At 58.6% G+C, this 19678-nt stretch carries 19 protein-coding genes and 1 riboswitch; of the genes, 6 read left to right on the top strand and 13 right to left on the bottom strand.

Features of this window, described 5'->3' with window-relative positions; all coding sequences use genetic code 11:
- Window positions 1-31 precede the first annotated feature (31 nt).
- The 4 genes from I6L46_RS09930 to I6L46_RS09945 all read right to left on the bottom strand — a co-directional run bounded on the left by I6L46_RS09930 (window position 32) and on the right by I6L46_RS09945 (window position 4271).
- Entirely contained in the window at window positions 32-1447 is a 1416-nt protein-coding gene (locus tag I6L46_RS09930; protein WP_216975296.1) for a DASS family sodium-coupled anion symporter, read from the bottom strand.
- Window positions 1448-1691: 244 nt separating this feature from the next.
- On the bottom strand, window positions 1692-2417 hold the full coding sequence (locus tag I6L46_RS09935) for a MaoC family dehydratase (RefSeq protein WP_216975297.1): 726 nt from the start codon (window positions 2415-2417) through the stop codon (window positions 1692-1694).
- Between the two features lie 245 nt (window positions 2418-2662).
- Entirely contained in the window at window positions 2663-3634 is a 972-nt protein-coding gene (gene rlmF / locus I6L46_RS09940) for a 23S rRNA (adenine(1618)-N(6))-methyltransferase RlmF (protein ID WP_216975298.1), read from the bottom strand.
- A gap of 148 nt (window positions 3635-3782) precedes the next feature.
- On the bottom strand, window positions 3783-4271 hold the full coding sequence (locus I6L46_RS09945) for a C40 family peptidase (protein ID WP_005334331.1): 489 nt from the start codon (window positions 4269-4271) through the stop codon (window positions 3783-3785).
- Between the two features lie 275 nt (window positions 4272-4546).
- Here I6L46_RS09945 and I6L46_RS09950 point away from each other — a divergent pair, with 275 nt between their 5' ends.
- Window positions 4547-5269 (top strand): 4'-phosphopantetheinyl transferase superfamily protein, encoded by a 723-nt coding sequence (locus tag I6L46_RS09950; RefSeq protein WP_216975299.1) that lies wholly within the window; start codon window positions 4547-4549, stop codon window positions 5267-5269.
- Complete coding sequence (locus I6L46_RS09955) at window positions 5266-6114, top strand: tetratricopeptide repeat protein (RefSeq protein ID WP_216975300.1); 849 nt, start codon at window positions 5266-5268, stop codon at window positions 6112-6114. The genes I6L46_RS09950 and I6L46_RS09955 overlap by 4 nt, the downstream gene beginning before the upstream one ends.
- Window positions 6115-6286: 172 nt before the next feature.
- Here I6L46_RS09955 and I6L46_RS09960 read toward each other — a convergent pair whose 3' ends face one another.
- Both I6L46_RS09960 and ribB read right to left on the bottom strand, forming a co-directional pair.
- Window positions 6287-6529 carry an Lpp/OprI family alanine-zipper lipoprotein gene (locus tag I6L46_RS09960; protein WP_005334342.1) on the bottom strand — a complete coding sequence of 81 codons (243 nt, stop codon included), beginning with the start codon at window positions 6527-6529 and terminating at the stop codon, window positions 6287-6289.
- A 225-nt stretch (window positions 6530-6754) separates the two neighbouring features.
- Window positions 6755-7408 (bottom strand): 3,4-dihydroxy-2-butanone-4-phosphate synthase, encoded by a 654-nt coding sequence (gene ribB, locus I6L46_RS09965; protein WP_005334344.1) that lies wholly within the window; start codon window positions 7406-7408, stop codon window positions 6755-6757.
- Between the two features lie 104 nt (window positions 7409-7512).
- Window positions 7513-7669, bottom strand: a riboswitch (FMN riboswitch).
- A 259-nt stretch (window positions 7670-7928) separates the two neighbouring features.
- Between ribB and purU the strand changes: the two genes are divergently transcribed.
- The gene (purU, locus tag I6L46_RS09970; protein WP_216975301.1) at window positions 7929-8765 is read left to right on the top strand and encodes a formyltetrahydrofolate deformylase; all 837 of its coding nucleotides are present in this window, start codon (window positions 7929-7931) and stop codon (window positions 8763-8765) included.
- A 79-nt stretch (window positions 8766-8844) separates the two neighbouring features.
- On the opposite strand, the gene I6L46_RS09975 is transcribed toward purU, so the two are convergent.
- Together I6L46_RS09975 and cls are read right to left on the bottom strand one after the other, a co-directional pair.
- Window positions 8845-10107 carry a DUF945 family protein gene (locus I6L46_RS09975; protein WP_216975302.1) on the bottom strand — a complete coding sequence of 421 codons (1263 nt, stop codon included), beginning with the start codon at window positions 10105-10107 and terminating at the stop codon, window positions 8845-8847.
- Window positions 10108-10214: 107 nt separating this feature from the next.
- Entirely contained in the window at window positions 10215-11696 is a 1482-nt protein-coding gene (cls, locus tag I6L46_RS09980; RefSeq protein ID WP_005361740.1) for a cardiolipin synthase, read from the bottom strand.
- A 97-nt stretch (window positions 11697-11793) separates the two neighbouring features.
- Here cls and I6L46_RS09985 point away from each other — a divergent pair, with 97 nt between their 5' ends.
- The gene (locus tag I6L46_RS09985; protein WP_005353308.1) at window positions 11794-12336 is read left to right on the top strand and encodes a DUF1439 domain-containing protein; all 543 of its coding nucleotides are present in this window, start codon (window positions 11794-11796) and stop codon (window positions 12334-12336) included.
- A gap of 5 nt (window positions 12337-12341) precedes the next feature.
- Here the strand turns inward: I6L46_RS09985 and I6L46_RS09990 are convergent, their stop codons facing one another.
- Window positions 12342-12782, bottom strand: a complete 441-nt coding sequence (locus tag I6L46_RS09990) for a GNAT family N-acetyltransferase (RefSeq protein ID WP_041980377.1) — start codon at window positions 12780-12782, stop codon at window positions 12342-12344.
- A 340-nt stretch (window positions 12783-13122) separates the two neighbouring features.
- Here I6L46_RS09990 and I6L46_RS09995 point away from each other — a divergent pair, with 340 nt between their 5' ends.
- Entirely contained in the window at window positions 13123-13860 is a 738-nt protein-coding gene (locus tag I6L46_RS09995; RefSeq protein WP_058055841.1) for a lytic transglycosylase domain-containing protein, read from the top strand.
- 92 nt (window positions 13861-13952) lie between these two features.
- Here the strand turns inward: I6L46_RS09995 and aqpZ are convergent, their stop codons facing one another.
- On the bottom strand, window positions 13953-14642 hold the full coding sequence (gene aqpZ, locus I6L46_RS10000) for an aquaporin Z (RefSeq protein ID WP_005361747.1): 690 nt from the start codon (window positions 14640-14642) through the stop codon (window positions 13953-13955).
- Between the two features lie 270 nt (window positions 14643-14912).
- Window positions 14913-15125 carry a DUF1653 domain-containing protein gene (locus tag I6L46_RS10005; RefSeq protein ID WP_216975303.1) on the bottom strand — a complete coding sequence of 71 codons (213 nt, stop codon included), beginning with the start codon at window positions 15123-15125 and terminating at the stop codon, window positions 14913-14915.
- A 381-nt stretch (window positions 15126-15506) separates the two neighbouring features.
- On the opposite strand from I6L46_RS10005, the gene I6L46_RS10010 reads away from it, so the two are divergent.
- Window positions 15507-16721 (top strand): pyridoxal phosphate-dependent aminotransferase, encoded by a 1215-nt coding sequence (locus tag I6L46_RS10010; RefSeq protein ID WP_043851260.1) that lies wholly within the window; start codon window positions 15507-15509, stop codon window positions 16719-16721.
- A 63-nt stretch (window positions 16722-16784) separates the two neighbouring features.
- Here the strand turns inward: I6L46_RS10010 and I6L46_RS10015 are convergent, their stop codons facing one another.
- Both I6L46_RS10015 and fabV read right to left on the bottom strand, forming a co-directional pair.
- On the bottom strand, window positions 16785-18260 hold the full coding sequence (locus I6L46_RS10015; RefSeq protein ID WP_216975304.1) for a YfcC family protein: 1476 nt from the start codon (window positions 18258-18260) through the stop codon (window positions 16785-16787).
- Window positions 18261-18422: 162 nt separating this feature from the next.
- Window positions 18423-19616, bottom strand: a complete 1194-nt coding sequence (gene fabV / locus I6L46_RS10020; RefSeq protein WP_216975305.1) for an enoyl-ACP reductase FabV — start codon at window positions 19614-19616, stop codon at window positions 18423-18425.
- Between the last annotated feature and the right edge of the window lie 62 nt (window positions 19617-19678).

Genomic DNA, 19678 nt, shown 5'->3' on the forward strand with positions numbered 1-19678 from the left:
GGCTCCTCTTTGCTTTAGGCGAACAGGCTCGCTAGATCAGCCCCCAAGCGGCAATCTGGTAGATCCACACCATCGCCAGCAATGTGCCGACCAATCCCATGATGACGCCGATGCGCACCATCTGGTGACTCTCCACCAGACCGGTGGCGTGGGCCAGCGCATTGGGCGGGGTACTGATGGGCAGCGACATCCCGAGCGAAACCGAAATGGTGACCGCCAGGATCAGGGTGTGACTGCCGCCCCACTCGGCCAGCTCCGGCATGCTGACTGCCAGCGCCGCTACCAGTGGCAACAACAGGTTGGCGGTCGCGGTGTTGGACATAAAGTTGGCCATCACCACTGCCAGCAGACAGGCGCCGACCAGCACCGCCAGCGTGGAGTATTCGTGGAACGGAATATGGGTGATGAGCCGCTCGGCCAACCCGGAGTCCTCCAGCGCCAGCCCCAGCGCGATACCGCCCGAGACCAGCCAGAGCACGTCGAGGGAGATCTTGTGCAGATCGTCCTTGGTGATGATGCCGGTGGTCAGGAACACCGCTACCGGGATCATGGCGACCACGTAGGAGCTCATGCCATGCAGATCCCCGAGTAGCCAGAGCACTATGGTGGTGATAAAGGTGAGGTAGACCACCCAGGCGCGAGGGGTCTGCATAAAGCGCCCCTCAATCTTGAGCTCCATCCGCTTGAGGGTGCTCGGGAAGAAGCGCCCCAGCAGAAACCAGCCAAGCAGCAACAGCAATACCACAAAGGGTACCGCAAATCCCATCCACTGACCGAACGAGATGGCATGCTCGCCGGTCAGGTATTTGAGGGCCACTGCGTTGGGCGGAGTGCCGATGGGAGTGCCGATCCCGCCGAGGTTGGCCGCCAGTGGAATGGCCAGCACAAAGCCGATTTTGGCCGGGTCCTTGTCGGGGAACGCCGCCAGCACCGGGGTAAGGATGGCCAGCATCATGGCGGTGGTGGCGGTATTGCTCATAAACATGGAGAAGGTGGCGGTGATCAACATCAGCCCCAGCATGACGATCCGGGGATCCTGACCGAACGGGCGCAGCAGCACCCGCGCCAGATTGACGTCCAGATGGTACTTGGTAGCCGCAATGGCGAGGAAAAAACCACCGAGAAACAGCATGATGACTGGCGAGGCAAAGGTCGCCATCACCTCGGTGGACTTGAGCAGCTCACCAAAGCCCGGTTCAGCCTTGTCGGCAGTCATGAACCAGAGCCCCTTGTCGGAGAGCAGCAGCAGCTCCAGCACGATGATCAGCACCGAGGTAGCGAAGATAGGGATGGGCTCCAGGATCCAGCAGAGGGCGGCCAGCACGAAAATGGCCACGACCCGCTGCTCGATGACGGTGATCCCCTCGAGCGGGATCCAGTGGGTCGGGATCAGCAGGATGGCGAGGCTCAGCAGCAGTGGCAGAATAATCTTGTTATTGATGGGCACTATTGTCTCCAGGATCGGGAGTAAGAAGCCAATAGTGGCATAACATGCTATCGCCTCACGCGGCCAACTCGCCAAAATGAGAGCTGGCTAACTGCACGGCGCACCGTTTTGTGAGTCATATCAAGCTGGGGTCGGCGCGCTATGGCTGACGCCTCCCCCCTTGCAACAAACAGGCAAAAAACGGGCCCGCTGTTCGTTGCACACGACAGCGGGCCCGTTTCACCATTCATGCCGATGAGGGGGCTCAGAAGTAGATGCGGGTCACCGACTCGATGACGCAACCCGGGCGGCGGATCCCTTCGATCTCAACCTTGATCTCTTTGAGCAACTCCAGCCCACCCTTGATGGGGGTGACCCGGGCCAGCTTGGTGCGGGCGCGGATGTTGCTGTCCACCTTGATGGGGTACGGGAAGCGCACCTGATCCAGCCCGAAGTTCACCACCATGCGGGCGGTCGGGAACTCGGGTGCGGCCTCGTCGACCGAGCCAGTCAACTGTGGCAGCAGCGCCAGGGTCAGGAAGCCGTGGGCGATGGTGGTCTTGAAGGGCGACTCGGCGGCCGCGCGCTCCGGATCGGTGTGGATCCACTGGTGATCCCCGGTCACGGCAGCAAACTGATCGATCATCTGCTGGCTGACGTGCAGCCACTCGCCGACGTGGGTCTCTTCACCGATGCGGGCCTGCAGGGCGGCATAGAGCTCGGCCGCCTCGGCCCCCAGCTCAACAGCGGGTTCCTGAGCCACGGCAGGCTGACCGTTGGCTACTTGTGCCACGGTTGCTGCATCCTGTTGCTGCTCGCTCTGGGACTCGGCTTGCAAGTCCAGCACACGCCCCAGCAAAGGATGAAGATGTGCCTTTTGCTGAAACTCACGCCAGTAGTCGCGGATCGCCGGAGAGAGCCAATCCTTGAGCTCAAAGGGGTGCTGCGCCAGAATTTCGCGCTTGCGCTTCAGAAAATCGACAACTTTCATCTACCGATCCCTATTTGATTCAATGCCTGTAAAGAGGTCTAACCAGTCCTATTTTATTAAAGTTTCAGCTGTAAGTGCAAAAAAATCTCGGCGTACACCTGTACCAAGGCGGAAGTAACTACTTAAACTATGTAAACCAGCACGATCTGCCAATGAGGAAATCGATTGCCAAAGATGCCGCCAGCAGGGGAAATTCATCGGGGTCGTTATGAAAAAAGGCCCTCATCGGGCCTTGTGGTGGGGAGTCAGCGCGCGCTCGACCAGCCGCGACGCAATCCCTCTTCATCCAGGAAGGACCAGGCGAGGATCCGGCTCACCTTGTTGCCCTGTGCCATGTCGATCACCCGTACCTGACGCGCCCCCACCCGGCTCAACGCCTTTTTCGCCCCCGGCAGGTTCTCTTTTTTCGACACCAGCGAGCTGAACCAGAGACACTGAGTGGCAAACTCCTTGCTCTGAGCAATCATGTTGGCCAGAAACGCCGCCTCGCCCCCTTCGCACCAGAGCTCGGCCTTCTGGCCGCCGAAGTTGAGCACAGGGGCGCCTGTCACCTCCTTGCCCAGATTGCGCAGCTTGCGCTCCGTCCCCTTGCTCGCCTCTTCCAGCGACGCATGGAACGGCGGATTGCATAGCGTCAGAGCGAAGCGCTCCTTCGGCCCTATGATGCCGCGAAACACATGGTTGGGGTTACCCTGCAAACGGCACTCAATCTGGTTGCCGAGCCCGTTGCTCTTGGCCAGCAGAGTGGCCGCCTTGACCGAGACCGGATCGATATCCGATCCCACAAAACGCCAGCCATATTCGCGGCAGCCGAGCAGCGGATAGATGCAGTTTGCCCCCACCCCGATATCCAGCACCCTCACCCCCTTGCCGGTAGGGAGCTGGCCTGCGCTCTCGGCCAACAGGTCGGCCGCCCAGTGCAGGTAGTCCACCCGTCCCGGGATAGGCGGGCAGAGGTAACCGGCAGGCAAGTCCCAGTGGGCAATCCCGTAGTGATGGGCCAGCAGGGCGCGATTGAGGGTCTTCACTGCATCGGGATCGGCAAAATCGATGGTGCGGGTGCCGTAGTCATTGATAAAGACGTGGGCAGCCAACTCGGGTGTTCGCAGGCAGAGCGCCTCAAAGGCGTAACCCGCCTGATGGCGATTACGGGAGTGAAGTCCGGATTTGCGGTCGCCCGACTTGGGGCCACCGGCTGATGGGATGCGGGGTTTCATGCTGAGCCTGCCGAAGAAAACGGGCCCACACTATAGTGATTTGACTCGGGAAAGTCTAAACGACGGCAATAAAAAACCGGGCTATCGAGCCCGGTTCAAGTGAGGTTGGAAAAACAGTCCGTACTGCGAGCCGTTTGTCCAGCCTGACTCAGATATCGATCCGGCGAGCTTGCCAGAACTTGTTGCGCCAATATTGGCTATCCAGCTTGGAGCGTGTCACACCGGCGCGAGTCGAGGCGTGGATGAATTCACCATTGCCGACATAGATACCAACGTGGTTGAGACGACGATTGATTTTGAAGAAGACCAGGTCACCCTCGACCAGATCCTGCTTGGAAACGCGCGTCCCTTCGTGGACTTGGGAGCGGGTATCGCGGGGTAATTCGATACCGACGGCATTGCGGAACACTTCACGGGCAAAGGCGGAACAGTCGATACCGCGCTGGCTGCTGCCACCCATACGGTACGGAACACCACGCCACTCTTTATATACAGTCAGGATTTCATTCACATCGGGTGTCTGGGAAGCTTCCGGTTCGATGACAGGTTCAACCATGGAAACTTCGATCTTGCTCGCGACCTCGGGTTGGGGTGCCGAGGCACAACCCACCATTCCGAGCGCGACCAGCAGTAGCATCAGGTGGCGCAATCCTTTATCCCCGCTAAATAGTAAATCTTGTTAAAATACGGCCCCAAAGGGCAATTTATAAGGCAACAGCACCCGACTATATCCAAGAATTCTATCGAGGCAAGTGAAAATCCCTATCAAGCTCACATTTTTGCAAGGAAATGCACGATTTTTCATAATTAATGTGATCATGCCCAAACAATATACAATCGCAAAAAGAGCCTTGAGCCTCATAGATAACTGGCTTTTATCCCTGCTTCAGCACCTTTTTAAAGTGAAAAATCATGATCGAAACCGATCTTTTTTTGTTAAAACCGGCCAGGGTATGCCAGGAGCTGCTTGCTCAATTGCCTGAATGGCTGTCAACCGATGAGCAACATATCTGGCAAGCCATGACCCATCCTGAACGGCGTCAGGAATATCTGGTGAGCCGCTCCCTGCTGCGCCAGCTATTGGCCGAGCGGCTGCAACAACCCGCCGCCAGTCTGCAATTTTGCAACGGCCCCCACGGCAAGCCCCGACTGCATGATGATGCTTGGCAGTTCAATCTGAGCCACAGTGGCAGCTGGCTGGTGTTGGCACTCTGCCCACAGGGGCCGCTTGGGGTGGATATCGAACTGGGCAAACGGCGGCATCATCCCCTCCCCCTGGCCCGCCGGTTTTATGCACCGAGTGAATATGAGTGGCTCTGCGCACTGCCTGCCCAAGAGCAGGAGAGCGCCTTCTACCGGCTCTGGTCGCGCAAGGAGGCGGTACTGAAAGCCCACGGTGGCGGCATAGCGGCGGGACTGGAGAAGGTGCGATTTCTCCCGAAGGAAGGATGGCGACTCGACAACCGGCTCGATGACACCCCTTATCAGGTACAGGATTGGCCCTTTGCCAGCGGCTGGCTCAGTCTCGCGGCGACGGCAGCCCCCGTGACCTTTTACCGGCTGGATGAGCGCTTGAATTGCCACTCGCTTAACCCCATGTTACTCAACACCCTTTCTGAAGAGTCCAACTCATGATCGTCGACATTACTCCCCAGAATTTTCACGCTGAACTTATCGATGCGTCCATGAAGAAACCGGTCGTCATCTATTTCCATGCTCCGCAAATGCCGGAGTGCCAAGGGATGACACCGCTGATCGAATCACTGGTTGGGCCCGCCAATGAGCAGGTCACCCTGGCCAAGGTGGATATGAACGCTCCCCAGCTGCAACCGCTGGCCAGTCAGCTCGGCCTGCGCGCCCTGCCGGCATTGGTGCTGTTCCATCAGGGTCGCCCTGACGAACAGGGGATCATCGAAGGACCGCAGGATGAAGCCACCCTGCGCCAGTATTTCGCCGCCTTCGCCCCCAAAGAAGAGGAAGAGTTGCTGGCCAAGGGGCAACAAGCACTGGCTAACGAGCAGCCCAGCATCGCCTATGCCCATCTGACCAAGGCACACCAGCTGGCTCCTGAACGTCACGACATCAGCCTGTGGCTCATTCAAGCTGCGCTCGACCTCAACCTGCTGGATGAAGCGCAGGAGCGCCTCGGCACCATCCCGATGGCGGCGCAGGATGGCCACTTCCATACCCTGAGCTCACGACTGGCGCTGGCCCTGCAAGCGGCAGACAGCCCGGAGCTGCGCGCGCTGGAAGCCCGCCATGCTGAACAGCCTGATGATTTTGCCCTGGCTCAGGAGCTGGCGGTGCAATACAACCAGGCTGGTCGTCAGGAAGAGGCGTTGGGACTGCTGCTGGAGATCCTCAAGCGGGATTTGGCATTCGGCGATGCCAGAAAGACCTATCTCGATATTCTGGCGACCATGGGCAGCACACCGGCGGCGCAGAGCTACCGTCGCAAACTCTATAGTCTGCTCTACTGATCGGAATCGAACTGGCTGGTAATGATGGGGGAGTGCCGGGAGACCGGCATGACCTCATGGGTCAAGTACGAAGAAGGTATTGTGGGAATAAGGTGCTGTGGGAATAGTGGAGATACGGTGAATTTCAGGCAAAAAAAAATGGCGCAAAACTGCGCCATTTTTTTCGCATGGATTACTTCTTGTAGGAAGTAGCCATGTTGTCGATGCGCTGGTTAGCACGCATAGCTTCTTGCTTGGCTTCGGCAACATCAGCAGCGATTTTGGACTGATCAGCACGAACTGCGCTAACATCTTGAGCCAGTTGGTCAACTTTGTTAGACAGATTCTGAACGGAAGTTTCCAGTTCGCTGGTGTTTGCACAACCGCCCAGCAGAGCGGACAGACCAACAACACCTACCAACAACAATTTTTTCATTTTTAAAGCTCCCTTGAACTCGCCAGACGTTTAGCAAGCGGCGTGATTATGGCACAAAAAAATCCTACTTTGCATAGTCCCCACCACAGATAAATGCATTAAAACCCTCATTTTTTTTTGAATGAACAGTTTTTGTCCAGATTCGTCTAAAAAATGAGTGCCGTGTGGTGGGGGCACGGACAAAGGTTAACCAAATTTTTGCCTTATTACAATTTCGTATGAGGCTCAGGCTGTACGTTCTGACAACAATTGACGATATTGCACCAGATCCTCGATGGTCAGCACCGGCATCTGGTGCTTGCGACCGAACGCAACCAGATCTGGCAGACGCGCCATCGAGCCATCTTCTTTGGTCAATTCACACAACACACCAAACGGTTTGAGGCCAGCCAACTGCATCAAATCGACCGTCGCTTCGGTATGACCCCGACGGGTAAGCACCCCACCGGTTCGCGCCCGCAGCGGGAAAACATGACCCGGGCGGTGCAGATCACCCGGTTTGGCGCCGTCTGCGATGGCTGCACGGATAGTGGTGATGCGATCAGCCGCCGAGACACCGGTCGTGACCCCCTGCGCCGCTTCGATGGTCACGGTAAAGGCGGTCTGGTAGTGGCTGGAGTTGGCCTCCACCATCATCGGCAGTTCGAGCTGGCGAACCCGCTCGTCGGGCAGACAGAGGCAGACGATACCGGAGCACTCGCGGATCATCAGCGCCATCTGTTCATTGGTCATGGATTCGGCGGCGAAAATGAGGTCGCCCTCGTTCTCCCGATCTTCATCGTCGGCCACCAGCACGCCGCCTCCGGCACGCAAGGCAGACAGCGCCGCTTCGACACGGGCAACGGGATCACCGAATTCACTGAGTAGAGACTGATTCATGGTAAAACTCCTAAACAAGACAAGGACCAGAATCAGGGCATGGAAAGGCAGACAGAGACGGGCATGCAGCGGCCAGCCCACAAGGGCCAACGCGGCAAGGTCTGTCTTATCCTCTTTCATCCGGACTATGACCGTCGGCTCCGGCATCTCACCGGATCTGCTGACCCCGACCCAGCAATCAGCCAAGTCGGGCGCTCGCGGGCTCCCCGAGTCAATCGGGATACCGCCGGTGGGGAATTGCACCCCGCCCTGAGAATAAGCGCAGACAGCCTAAAGAAAAACGGTTGCAGATACCAGCCAAAATCCCCCGCAGGCTGAAAAGCGTTTCAACATTGCGCACGGGATCCCGCTCTGCGGCCTGCTCGCCAGCGTGCGAGGCTATGACTGGCGAATTTCTTTATGGCGCGGATCGGTTTATGGCATAGTTCCCGAAACCAAAAAACAGGGCCCGAAAAGAGAGCCTGAACAACGCTGCCGGCGCAGACAGCAGCGCCAACACCACAAACGGAAAATGACAGAGATGGAAAAGAAAATACTGCTCACGGATTGCCCGGATGCCAAAGGGCTCATCGCCAAGATCACCAACATCTGCTACAAGCACCAGCTCAACATCATCAAGAACGATGAGTTTGTGGATCACGAGAATGGCCGCTTCTTCATGCGTACCGAGCTGGAGGGGCGCTTCAACGACGAGACCCTGCTGGCCGACCTCGATGATGCCCTGCCCACCGGTGCCCAACGCCGTCTGGTCAAGGCGGGCAAGAAGCGCATCATCATCCTGGTGACCAAGGAGACCCACTGCCTCGGCGATATTCTGATGAAGAACTACGCGGGCGCGCTGGATATGGATATCGTCGCGGTGATCGGCAACTACGACACCCTAGCCGAGCTCACCGGCAAGTTCGATATCCCGTTCCACACCGTCAGTCACGAGGGTCTGAGCCGTACCGAGCATGAAGAGCAGGTGCGCGCCATCATCGACAGCTATGAGCCTGACTATGTGATCCTGGCCAAGTACATGCGGGTGCTGACCCCGAGCTTTGTCGAGGCCTATCCGCGCAAGATCCTCAACATCCACCACTCCTTCCTGCCCGCCTTTATCGGTGCCCGCCCCTACCGGCAGGCGTTTGATCGCGGCGTCAAGCTGATCGGCGCCACCGCCCACTTCGTGACCGACGATCTGGATGAAGGCCCCATCGTCGAACAGGACGTGATCCACGTCGGTCACGCCTTCAGTGCGGAGGACATGGCCAAGGCGGGTCGGGATGTGGAGAAATCGGTGCTGAGCCGCGCGCTGGAGCTGGTACTGAACGAGCGGGTGTTCGTCTACGGCAACAAGACGGTGGTCTTCAAGTAATTCGCCCACACGGCCCGTGTGCAAACGCCAGAAACAACAACGGCTCCCGCGGGAGCCGTTGTTGTTTCTGCGCCGAGTGTCAGAGCGGCAGATCGTTTACCGTCACCGCCCCCTTCTCCAGCTTCAGCTCGGATGTCAGCGCTTGCTTGTCGGCCTTCAGATAACCCATCAGGGTCAGCTGATCGAGCATTGGGGCCAGTTGCGGCACCGCCTTGCCCAGCTTGTCGCTGAGGCTGGCATGCAGCACGCCGGAGAGGGCCTGCATTCCCGCGTCGCCGTTGAACAGCTGCTCCAGCGAGGTGGAGGCCAGCTTCACGTCCCCCTTCATGGTCACCGCCTCACCGTTGAGTTTGGCACTGAGATCGGCCAGTTCAAGGGTCGCGCCACGTTTGAGCATCTTGTCCAGCGCCTGCTGGATGGCGGCATCTTCAACCCCCTTGCCACCGGCGGCCTGCAGCCCCTGATACCCTTCCAGATCCAGACCGTTGAGGTTGAGCGCCAACTTGCTGTCGGTCACCGCCAGGGTGTCGGTCTCGTTCTCCAGATCCAGCTTGGCAATTTTCATCTGATAGCTGCTGGAGAGGGTCTGGGCATCATCACCGGTCAGCTGAGTCTCGGTAGTCATCCCCTGCAGGGCGACCTTGACGCTGTCAGGCAGTTGTACCGTGAGGGCCGAGAGGGTCATCTCGCTCTGGGGCGAGAGGAGCACACCGCTGATCTCGGCAATGTCGGCACTCCCTTTCAGGTCGGCCAGCACCAAGTCCATCTTGCTCTGCTCTTCATGGACCGTCATCCCCTGCCAGGTCATGGTGAGGTGACCATTCCCCTCCAGATTGCCGTGGAACTCACCGCTCAGGGGCAGGAAGCTGAACTCGTCCAGCCCCTGTTTGATCTTGAATTCATTGGCCCAAAAACGGCTGCTGTTCCCCTGGGTCCAGAGACTGGTGACCGACTCCAGACCGAGTTCCCACTGCTCCATGCCCAGTGCGGTGAAAACCGGCGCCAGAGTGCCATTATGGGTATCGAGCAGGAAGTGGCTCTTGATGTAGAGCGGCAGGATCTGGCTCTTGACCACCAGTTGCAGCTCGATGGGCTGACTACCCTCCAGCTCGCTGTCAATGGCAGCCAGCTCCTCCGGCGTCACCACGACCTTCAGGACCCCGTCACGGGTGAAGAGGTTGCTGCTGCCCGGCAGCCACTGCATGTCGAGCCCGCTCTCTTTCTCCACCTTGGCGATCTGCTCCGCCATGATGTTGTCGAAGCTGTTTCCCGTGTACCAGCACGCAGCCAGACCACCACCTACCAGTGCCGCACCCACGGCGAGGGCCACTATCTTTTTCATATATCCATGTGTCTCCAGGGAGTTGTCACTGCACTCTACGGGGCGGACTCGGGGCTAGGCAAGTCCAATCAGATGGCGAGTCCACTTTCTTGCGGCTCGCCACAACATCACAGCAAGGGGCTGAAGAGATAGAAGATGTTCTCCATCGCCTTCTTGTACCAGGGGCGGGCCTGCCATTGGGCCAGGGTCATCGGGGTGGCTTCCGCCATATAGCCCTGTACCAGCCGGGTCATCTGGGCCACGAACGAGGGGTTATCCACCAGCAGGGTCACCTCGAAGTTGAGCCAGAGGCTGCGCCGATCCAGATTGACCGTCCCCACCAGCGCGAAGTCATCATCCACCAGCACGCTCTTGGTATGGAGCAGACCGGCATCGTAGCGGTAGATCTCCACCCCGGCCGCCAGCAGCTCCTCCATAAAGGCGTTACAGGCGTAATTGGCCATGATGGAGTCGTTGCGTGCCGGCAACACCAGCTGCACCTGCACCCCGCGCGCCGCTGCCGAACTGAGTGCGGCCGCCAGCGGATCGTCGGGTACAAAGTAGGGGGTTGTCAGCACCAGATGGCTGCGTGCCTGATAGATGGCCAGCAGCAGGCTCTGCTGGATGCAGTCGCCGCCGACGAAGGGACCGGACGGGATCAGCTGGGCGCGGTAGTTGGTCTGGGGCCAGGCCTCCGGCTCATGCTGCAGACTGTCGAGCAGCCGCTCGCCGGTCTCCATCTCCCAGTCCCAGACAAAGATCGACCACATCAGCGGCACCATGGGCCCCTGCACCCGGATCATGATGTCGACCCACTGGCCGACCCCGGCATCCTGCTTGAAGAAACGGGGATCCACCATGTTCATGGAGCCGGTGTAACCCACCCTGTCATCGATCACCACCAGCTTGCGGTGCATCCGCAGATCCTGACGCTGGAACAGAATGCGCCAGGCGCCGACCGGCAGCACCTCCACCAGCTTGACCCCCGCCTTGCGCAGCTTTTTGGGCCAGTGGGAGCGGAAGAACTGTTTACTACCCACCGAATCGAGCAGCAAGCGACAATCCACGCCGCGTTGCGCCACTTCAATCAGCGCCTCGCACACCTCGTCGGCATCGCCGCCCGGATGCCAGATGTAGAATTCCAGATAGCAGGAGAGCGTCGAGCGACGGATATCCTGGGCAATCTCGCGCAAGATCCAGTCCGGCTTGTTGAGCAAGGTCATGCGGTTGCCAGAGAGCATCGGCATGGCGAGCCGTCCCTGGATGAGATCGTGCAGCGGCTGTGCTTTGGCGCCCACTTCGCAGCAGTGCTGCGGGAACAGACGGGCCAGTTGCCGGATCCAGATGGCATAAGGGCGATACATGGCCTGGGCGCGCTCGGCACGGCGGCGCCCCAGCTTGATTTCACCAAACAGCACATAGAAACCCACCCCGGCAAACGGAATGGCATAGATCAGCGCCAGCCAGGCCAGCGACACCCCGATGGGACGGCGTTTCATCACCACCCGAAACGACACACCGGTGACAATCACGGTATGAAAAAGCAGTAGCAGCCAACCCAGAAAACGGGAAAACAGCAGTTGAAGATCGTGTTCCAGACCGTTAAACAACGGGGACTCCTTCTAATCGACAAACAGCGCGGTGGGCAGACCCCAACCGGCCGGGATGGTATGCTGTAAGGCAAATCCATTCTATCAGGTCGCACGCATGATCCTGCAATCTATGCTGCTCAGCCTGGCCATGCTAGGCCAAGGCTCATATGACATCAATGAGCAACAGATAAACCAGTACCTGCAATCTCAGGTGCAAGTCGACAAACAGCTGGAGCTACCGGGCATCATCAAAGCCCATGTGACGCTTGAGCAGAGCGATGTCCAGATCGGTCGCCAACGCCCCGATACCGCCCGGGTCTATGGCAAGGGCAAGCTCAAAATCGCCCTGCCAGACAATACCGAATATGACGCCCGCCTGCAGATGACCTATGAGGCGAGACCCCGCTATGACAAGAGCCAGAGTGCCCTGTTTCTCGATAACATGAAGCTGGTGGAGTACAAGCTGGAGCCGGAGGCGGCCGAAAAGAAGTTCGGGCTGATGCTCAACATGCTACTGCAGAGCATGGAGAAGCGACTCGAGACCAAACCGGTCTACAAACTCAATGACAAGGACCCGGATCAGGCCTGGCTGAAGGAGAATCTGCTGGGGCTGGAGCTGTCACCGGGCAAGATCCACCTGCTGACCAAACCCCGCTAAACCGCTCAATTCAGGAGGGGCTGGGTGGTATCCCGTACCAGCAGCTCCACCTGATAACCCTGCTGCTGCTGCCGCTCGTAGAGGGAGAAAAGCGACCCGCTCAATTGATTGAGGGGCATATCGGCAAACCCGGCCTTGAGATAGAAAGGCTTCTCGAAGGGCAGCGCCTGACAGACCACAGGTTTGTCCAACAGACCGTGACAGGCGTGCTGCAGCAGCCGTGACCCCAATCCCAGCGACTGGTAGTGGGGCAACAGGCGAAAGCCGCACAGATGGTAAAACTCCTCCTCGTCCCGCAACCGTACCGCCCCCACCAGCCAGTGAGCATCACGCACGACAAAGATCCGCTCGGCCAGATCCGGCACATAGTGGGAAAACGTCGTCTCGTAATAGTCCCTGATAAGGGAGAGGTCGGCGTCGCAGTACTCTTCGAAAGTGAGTTCCATCGCCAGCTTGCTTGTCACAGACAAATCCTTTGATAATCAGTTATTAGTGCCAGATACGGTGCGCTAATCCGACCACATGACGCCAGCACGATAGCATGCCTTTCGTCAACAAAAAAGCGGACGTCGTGGGCAGCTTGCTTACCCGGTGGAAGAGGCCATGACCCACCGCCCGACGGCCAAAACCGTGCTTTATGATGACAATCCTTTATTGCGGCGGATACTTTGATCCCGGTCACCGAATCGGATCATTTGCCCCCTGTTGGCCGCTTGTTCTGCCCTCGTCATGATGCTTTACTCAACATGGTCATCACAAGAAGGAGTATCAGGGTTGAAAGCATGGATGCTGGCAGGCCATATGTTGTTGATCCCTCTGAGCGGATGGAGCCAGACTCCCCCCCCCGCGGAGGTGATTTTCCTGACCGCAGCTCCCTCCCCCTTGCGTCCGAGCAAAGATGCCACTCCAGCCTCACAACCCGACACCGCTCAAACAGCAGCAGTCGCCACCAACGGCAAGAAGCAGATCCAGGTCTATAAATCGGTGCAACAGAACGGGGTGGTTCGCTACTCCGACATGGCGCCCGAACAGGGCCATTACGAGCTGTTGCTGTTCAACGACTGCTTCGCCTGCGATCCCAAATCCAGCGTCAACTGGCAAACTACAGGGCTGTTTCTCTATGACTATGCCAGCACCATCAAGGCGGCCGCCAAAACCTATCAGGTTGAGCCTGCGCTGATCCGGGCGCTGATCCATGCGGAATCCGCTTTCAATCCACTGGCGGTCTCCCGCAAGGGAGCGATGGGGCTGACCCAGCTGATGCCCGCCACAGCGCGGGAGCTGGGGGTCGGCAATGCCTTGCTGGCGGAGCAGAATATCTTCGGCGGGGTGAAATATCTTGCGGGACTGCTCAAGCAGTATGACGGCAACGTGGCGCTGGCGACCGCGGCCTACAACGCCGGCGCGGGCGCCGTACAAAAACATGGCGGTATCCCGCCCTATGCGGAAACCCGTGCCTATGTGGAGCGCGTCCAGCTCCTCCACCTGCGCTACAAAGAGATGCTGCAGGCCAAAGGGCTCTGAGGTTAGCCTCGGTTAATGCTCTTTTCTCGCCCCTACAGAAACAAAAAACACGCCCGCAGGCGTGTCGATACCACACTTTGTTTCGCAAATGATTACTTCTGCTCAGTCGCCACCAGGCGATAAGCCAGCGCACCCAGAATGGCACCGACAATCGGGGCAACCCAGAACAGCCACAGCTGGCTGATAGCCCAGTCACCGACAAACAGCGCAACACCGGTACTGCGGGCCGGGTTGACCGAGGTATTGGTCACCGGAATGCTGACGAGGTGGATCAGGGTCAGGCACAGACCGATGGCGATCGGCGCGAAACCGGCAGGCGCACGGCTATCAGTGGCGCCCATGATGACGAACAGAAAGAAACCGGTCATCACCACTTCACACACCAGTGCGGCAGTCAGGCTATAACCACCCGGAGAGTGCTCACCGTAGCCGTTGGAAGCAAAACCGGCAGAGAGATCAAACCCGGCCTGACCGCTGGCAATCACGTAAAGCACGGCAGCGGCGGCAATGCCACCCAACACTTGCGCCACGATATAAGGCAGTACACCGGATGCCGGAAAACGACCACCCGCCCACAGACCGACGGTTACGGCCGGATTGAGGTGGCAACCGGAGATATGGCCGATGGCAAACGCCATGGTCAGCACGGTCAGACCGAAAGCCAGCGAGACCCCCAGCAGACCAATCCCGACGTGAGGGAAGGCAGCAGCCAGCACGGCACTGCCGCAACCGCCCAATACCAGCCAGAAAGTGCCCATAAACTCAGCAGCAACAGGTTTCACATTATTTCTCCCATTTGAGATAACACCGAACAAGACCCGAGAAGGGCCCATGCTTGAACAAGCGCAGCATTATGGGAGTGTGAGTCCAGATTGCGAACCCGGCAGGCAGAGCTCATTGAATGTGATGTTCATCACAATTAGTTGATTAGATAAGGGATTTATCATTAAGACAGCTGGCTGCACATCTCATACCCAAGGGCGTCATGCGACAACTTATGACACCGTTTAGCTCGAGTGCTCATCCCTTGAACGATATAAACGGAGGCGTGGTCAGTCTCCTGCAGGGGCAAAACGGCTGAAAACCTGCCCCTGATGCTCAATCCACTCCATGAACATGGCGACGGGACGGGCATAGACCTGACCATCCTGCTCGGATTGATAAATGACCAGCTGCTCCTGGGTTTCAGTGTGCAGAGCCAGGGCAAGCACTTGATAGTAACCCCCCTTGAAGTGACGATAGCGGCCTGGAACAGGTGCTTGCATGGGAAAACCTCGCAGAAGTAAACGCCGATGAGCGAACCACATAAAGATGACACCATGAGTGCCATTCAACTCATCGAAAAGGGGGACGAAGACGATTTTTTACACAAGCCAATCGTGCCACAGGATCCGGATATTGCAACACAGTCAGGCAGCATTGTTAATTCGTTCCCCATGTTTCACTAGTTAACCTTGGTTAGCACCAAAGATTGTGCTGAATTTAACGTTCTGGCAACCCTGTTTTAGGGCTAAAAATCAGGGAATTCTTCTAAAAAGAGGATTGTTCTAGCATTCAATTCTGTGAAGAATAGGGGAAAAGATATTTGATACTAAAAACCGCCTTTTTCGCCAACGCGTCCCTGTGGGGAAGGAATCACTGTCACCATGTTCACAATCGACAAGTCGCACAAGCTCGACGATGTCTGCTATGACATCCGCGGCCCGGTGCATAAAGAAGCTCGCCGTCTCGAAGACGAAGGCCACCGCATTCTCAAGCTCAACATCGGCAACCCGGCCCCGTTCGGCTTTGATGCGCCGGAAGAGATCATCAAGGATGTGATCCTCAACATGCCCCAGAGCCAGGGCTACTGCGACTCCAAGGGGCTCTTCTCCGCCCGCAAGGCGGTGATGCAGTACTACCAGCAAAAAGGGATGCGCAAGGTCGACATCGACGACATCTACATCGGCAATGGCGCCAGCGAGTTGATCGTGATGGCGATGCAGGCGCTGCTCAACAACGGTGACGAGATGCTGGTGCCCTCCCCTGACTACCCGCTCTGGACCGCCGCCGTCACCCTCTCCGGTGGCCATGCAGTGCACTACCGCTGCGACGAAGGGGCTGACTGGTACCCGGATCTCGACGACATCCGCGCCCGCATCACCCCGCGCACCCGCGGCCTGGTGCTGATCAACCCCAACAACCCGACCGGCGCCGTCTACGGCAGCGAGTTCCTGCTGGAGGTGATCGAGATCGCCCGCCAGCACAACCTCATCATCTTCGCCGACGAGATCTACGACAAGATCCTCTACGACGATATCTCCCACACCAGCGTCTGCACCCTGTGTGACGATGTGATGGTGGTGACCTTCAACGGCCTCTCCAAGGCCTACCGCGCCTGCGGCTTCCGTCAAGGCTGGATGGTCATCACCGGCCCCAAAGGCCGTGCCCGCGGTTACATCGAGGGGCTGGAGATGCTGGCCTCCATGCGGCTGTGTGCCAACGTGCCGATGCAGCACGCTATCCAGACAGCCCTTGGCGGCTACCAGAGCATCAACGAGCTGATCCTGCCGGGCGGCCGCCTGCGCAAGCAGCGGGACAAGGCGTGGGAGCTCTTGAACGAGATCCCCGGGGTCTCCTGCGTCAAACCCAAGGGAGCGCTCTACATGTTCCCGCGTCTCGACCCCAAGGTGTATGACATACGCGACGATCAGAAGATGGTGTTCGACCTGCTGCAGCAAGAGAAGCTGCTGCTGGTGCAGGGCACCGGCTTCAACTGGCCGGCACCGGATCACTTCCGGCTGGTGTTCCTGCCCCGCGAAGAGGAGCTGGAGGATGCCATCGGCCGCCTCGCCCGCTTCCTCAAGGGCTACAAGCAGTAAGCAAGGCTCATGAAAAAGGCTCCCGCGGGAGCCTTTTTGTTATCTGTGGTTTTATCCGTGCCATCAGCCGTGCAGCAGGGCGCCGGCCACCAGCACCGCCATGGTGATGAGGGCTACGCCGATGATAAAGGGCAGCACCCAGCGCACGAAACGATCGTAGGGGATCTTGGCGAGCGCCAGCCCCGCCACCAGATGGGCGGCGGTGGGGGCGAACAGGTTGATCCAGCCGGAGGCGGACTGATAGGCCGTGATCACCAGATCCCGCGAGATGCCGGAGAAGTCAGCCAGCGGCCCCATCAGCGGCATGGAGACAGTCGCCAGCCCCGAGGTGGAGGGGATGAAGAAGCTCAGGATGATGTGCACCAGATAGGCCATCAGGATGAATACCGACGAGGAGAGCCCGCTCACCAGCCCCTCGGCCCAGTGCAAAATGGTGTCGATGATGACGCCATGCTCCATCACCACATAGATGCCGCGTGCCACCGCCACCACCAGCGCCACCCCGATCAGATCCCGCGCGCCATTGAGGAAGGTCGCCACATAGTTGGACTCGGGCATCCGGTTGATCAGCGCAATCAGGATGGAGGAGCTGAAGAACAGGGTGGAGAGCTCGTCAAACCACCAGCCAAAGGTGGGCAGCACATCGATCCCCAAGTCCGACCAGGGCACCACCGCATAGATCATCAGCAGGAAGGTGCCGAAGAAGACCAGCATGGTGAGCTTCTGCTTGCCGGTGAAGGCGAGGTTGCCGCTCTTCATCTGGGAGAACTCGTCGTCATAGGTGATGTCGGCCAGCACGGAGCGGGACTTGTCCTGTTGCACCTGCTTGGCGTAGCGCATCACGAACCAGGAGGCGAAGATCACCAGCAGCAGCCACTGGATGACCCGCAAACCGATCCCTTCGCCGATGGGGATACCGGCAAAACCGGAGGCAATACCGGTGGCAAACGGGTTGACGGTGGAGGCGAGCACCCCGACCCCGGAGCCGAGCAGGATGATCCCCGCCGCCACCATGCGATCGAAGCCCGCCGCCATCATCACCGGCACGATCAGCGCCCAGAAGGCCACCGTCTCCTCTGCCATGCCGAAGGTGGAGCCGCCGAGGGCAAACAGGGCGATCAGCACAGGAATTAGCAGCCGCTCACGCCCGGCAAAGCCGCGCACAATGGCCCCCACCCCGGCATCGAGCGCACCGCTTTGCATGGTCACCGCGAGAAAACCACCGATGATGAGCACGAACAGCGCCACGTCGGCCGCCTTGTGAAAGCCCTGAATGGGGGCCTTGAGCACCTCGAATACCCCTTGCGGGTGGGCGGGTAACTCGGTGTAGCTGCCAGGCACCGGCAACAACCGCTCGTCGCCGCTGTAATCGGCCACGGCCGCTGCCGCCACCGGCTGCTGGGTCTTGGCGGTGACATAGTCATATTTGCCCGCTGGCAGCACCCAGGTGAGGCCAGCCATCAAGGCGATGATGATAAAAAGCAGGGTATAGACAGTGGGGAGTTGGCGCTTCTTGGGCGCCTCATTTGGAGTGGTCATAGCTTCCGTTCCTCGGCAATGCCGTCTGTGATCCGATCAGCGCAAGACTAGCGGGTTTGATATGGGAAAAAGGTGATCGCTGATAATAAAATTCCGCAATTTGGCGGAATTTTTGCCAAAAAAACAGGGCCCCGCGGGGCCCTGTTTTCACTTGAGTCAGACTCAGAGCTCGACCACGTCGAATTTCACATCCGGATTCACATCCGCATCGTAATCGACCTCGTCCAGACCAAAACCGAACAGGCGCAGGAACTCCTGCTTGTAACCGGTGTAATCAGTCAATTCAGAGAGGTTTTCGCTGGTGATGGATGGCCACAGGTCACGGCAGGTCTGCTGCACATCTTCACGCAGTTCCCAGTCATCCATGCGGATGCGAGCCTGCTCGTCCAGCGCCATGTCAGACGCGTAGAGACGGGTGCGCATCATGCGATCTACCTGCTCCATGCAGCCCTCGTGAATGCCCTTCTCCTTCATGATCTTGAAAGCCATGGAGATATAGAGCGGCATCACCGGAATGGCGGAAGAGGCCTGGGTCACCACGGATTTCAGCACGGCTACGTGAGCGGTACCGCCCTTGGCAGCCAGATCGCCACGGATGGCGGCAGCGGCGCGGTCCAGATCTTCCTTGGCGCGGCCCAAGGTGCCGTGCCAGTAGATTGGCCAGGTCAGATCGGTACCGATGTAGGAGTAAGCCACGGACTTGGCGCCGTCAGCCAGCACGCCGGCATCACGCAGGGCAGCCATCCACAGCTCCCAATCCTGACCGCCCATGACGGTGATGGTGTTCTGGATCTCTTCCTCGTTCGCCGGCTCGACGGTGGCGGTGATGATCTGGTCCTTGTTGGTATCGATGGCGGTGGTGGTGTAGACCTCACCGATGGGTTTCAGGGCAGAGCGCACCACTTCGCCGGTTTCCGGCATCTTGCGCACCGGAGAGGCCAGGGAGTAGACCACCAGATCAATCTGACCCAAATCCTGCTTGATAAGCTCGATCACCTTGGCGCGGCACTCGTTGGAGAAGGCATCGCCGTTGACGCTCTTGGCGTAGAGGCCCGCCTCTTTGGCTGCCTTGTCGAAGGCGGCAGCGTTGTACCAGCCAGCGGTACCGGTCTTGGACTCGGTGCCCGCTTTTTCAAAGAAGACGCCGAGGGTGGCGGCGCCGCTACCGAAGGCAGCCGCAATCCGGGAGGCCAGGCCATAACCGGTGGAAGCGCCGATCACCAGCACCTTCTTGGGACCATTCTCGATGGTGCCCTTGGCCTTGGTATAAGCGATCTGGCGACGAACATTGGCTTCACAACCGACCGGATGAGTGGTGGTGCAGATAAAGCCGCGAACCTTGGGTTTGATGATCATATGGGGTCTCGGATCCGTTTAATGGATGAAATCGGGGCATAAGATACCTCATCTTGCCGCGA

The organism is Aeromonas sp. FDAARGOS 1416 (assembly GCF_019048085.1).
GTDB classification, from domain to species: domain Bacteria; phylum Pseudomonadota; class Gammaproteobacteria; order Enterobacterales; family Aeromonadaceae; genus Aeromonas; species Aeromonas veronii.

What these genes read in the sequence shown, in the direction of transcription:
- I6L46_RS09935 (WP_216975297.1), bottom strand. Translation starts at nt 2,417, where the DNA reads ATGAAAGTTGTCGATTTTCTGAAGCGCAAGCGCGAAATTCTGGCGCAG.
- rlmF (WP_216975298.1), bottom strand. Translation starts at nt 3,634, where the DNA reads ATGAAACCCCGCATCCCATCAGCCGGTGGCCCCAAGTCGGGCGACCGC.
- I6L46_RS09945 (WP_005334331.1), bottom strand. Translation starts at nt 4,271, where the DNA reads ATGCTACTGCTGGTCGCGCTCGGAATGGTGGGTTGTGCCTCGGCACCC.
- I6L46_RS09950 (WP_216975299.1), top strand. Translation starts at nt 4,547, where the DNA reads ATGATCGAAACCGATCTTTTTTTGTTAAAACCGGCCAGGGTATGCCAG.
- I6L46_RS09955 (WP_216975300.1), top strand. Translation starts at nt 5,266, where the DNA reads ATGATCGTCGACATTACTCCCCAGAATTTTCACGCTGAACTTATCGAT.
- I6L46_RS09960 (WP_005334342.1), bottom strand. Translation starts at nt 6,529, where the DNA reads ATGAAAAAATTGTTGTTGGTAGGTGTTGTTGGTCTGTCCGCTCTGCTG.
- ribB (WP_005334344.1), bottom strand. Translation starts at nt 7,408, where the DNA reads ATGAATCAGTCTCTACTCAGTGAATTCGGTGATCCCGTTGCCCGTGTC.
- purU (WP_216975301.1), top strand. Translation starts at nt 7,929, where the DNA reads ATGGAAAAGAAAATACTGCTCACGGATTGCCCGGATGCCAAAGGGCTC.
- I6L46_RS09975 (WP_216975302.1), bottom strand. Translation starts at nt 10,107, where the DNA reads ATGAAAAAGATAGTGGCCCTCGCCGTGGGTGCGGCACTGGTAGGTGGT.
- I6L46_RS09985 (WP_005353308.1), top strand. Translation starts at nt 11,794, where the DNA reads ATGATCCTGCAATCTATGCTGCTCAGCCTGGCCATGCTAGGCCAAGGC.
- I6L46_RS09990 (WP_041980377.1), bottom strand. Translation starts at nt 12,782, where the DNA reads ATGGAACTCACTTTCGAAGAGTACTGCGACGCCGACCTCTCCCTTATC.
- I6L46_RS09995 (WP_058055841.1), top strand. Translation starts at nt 13,123, where the DNA reads ATGCTGGCAGGCCATATGTTGTTGATCCCTCTGAGCGGATGGAGCCAG.
- I6L46_RS10005 (WP_216975303.1), bottom strand. Translation starts at nt 15,125, where the DNA reads ATGCAAGCACCTGTTCCAGGCCGCTATCGTCACTTCAAGGGGGGTTAC.
- I6L46_RS10010 (WP_043851260.1), top strand. Translation starts at nt 15,507, where the DNA reads ATGTTCACAATCGACAAGTCGCACAAGCTCGACGATGTCTGCTATGAC.
- I6L46_RS10015 (WP_216975304.1), bottom strand. Translation starts at nt 18,260, where the DNA reads ATGACCACTCCAAATGAGGCGCCCAAGAAGCGCCAACTCCCCACTGTC.
- fabV (WP_216975305.1), bottom strand. Translation starts at nt 19,616, where the DNA reads ATGATCATCAAACCCAAGGTTCGCGGCTTTATCTGCACCACCACTCAT.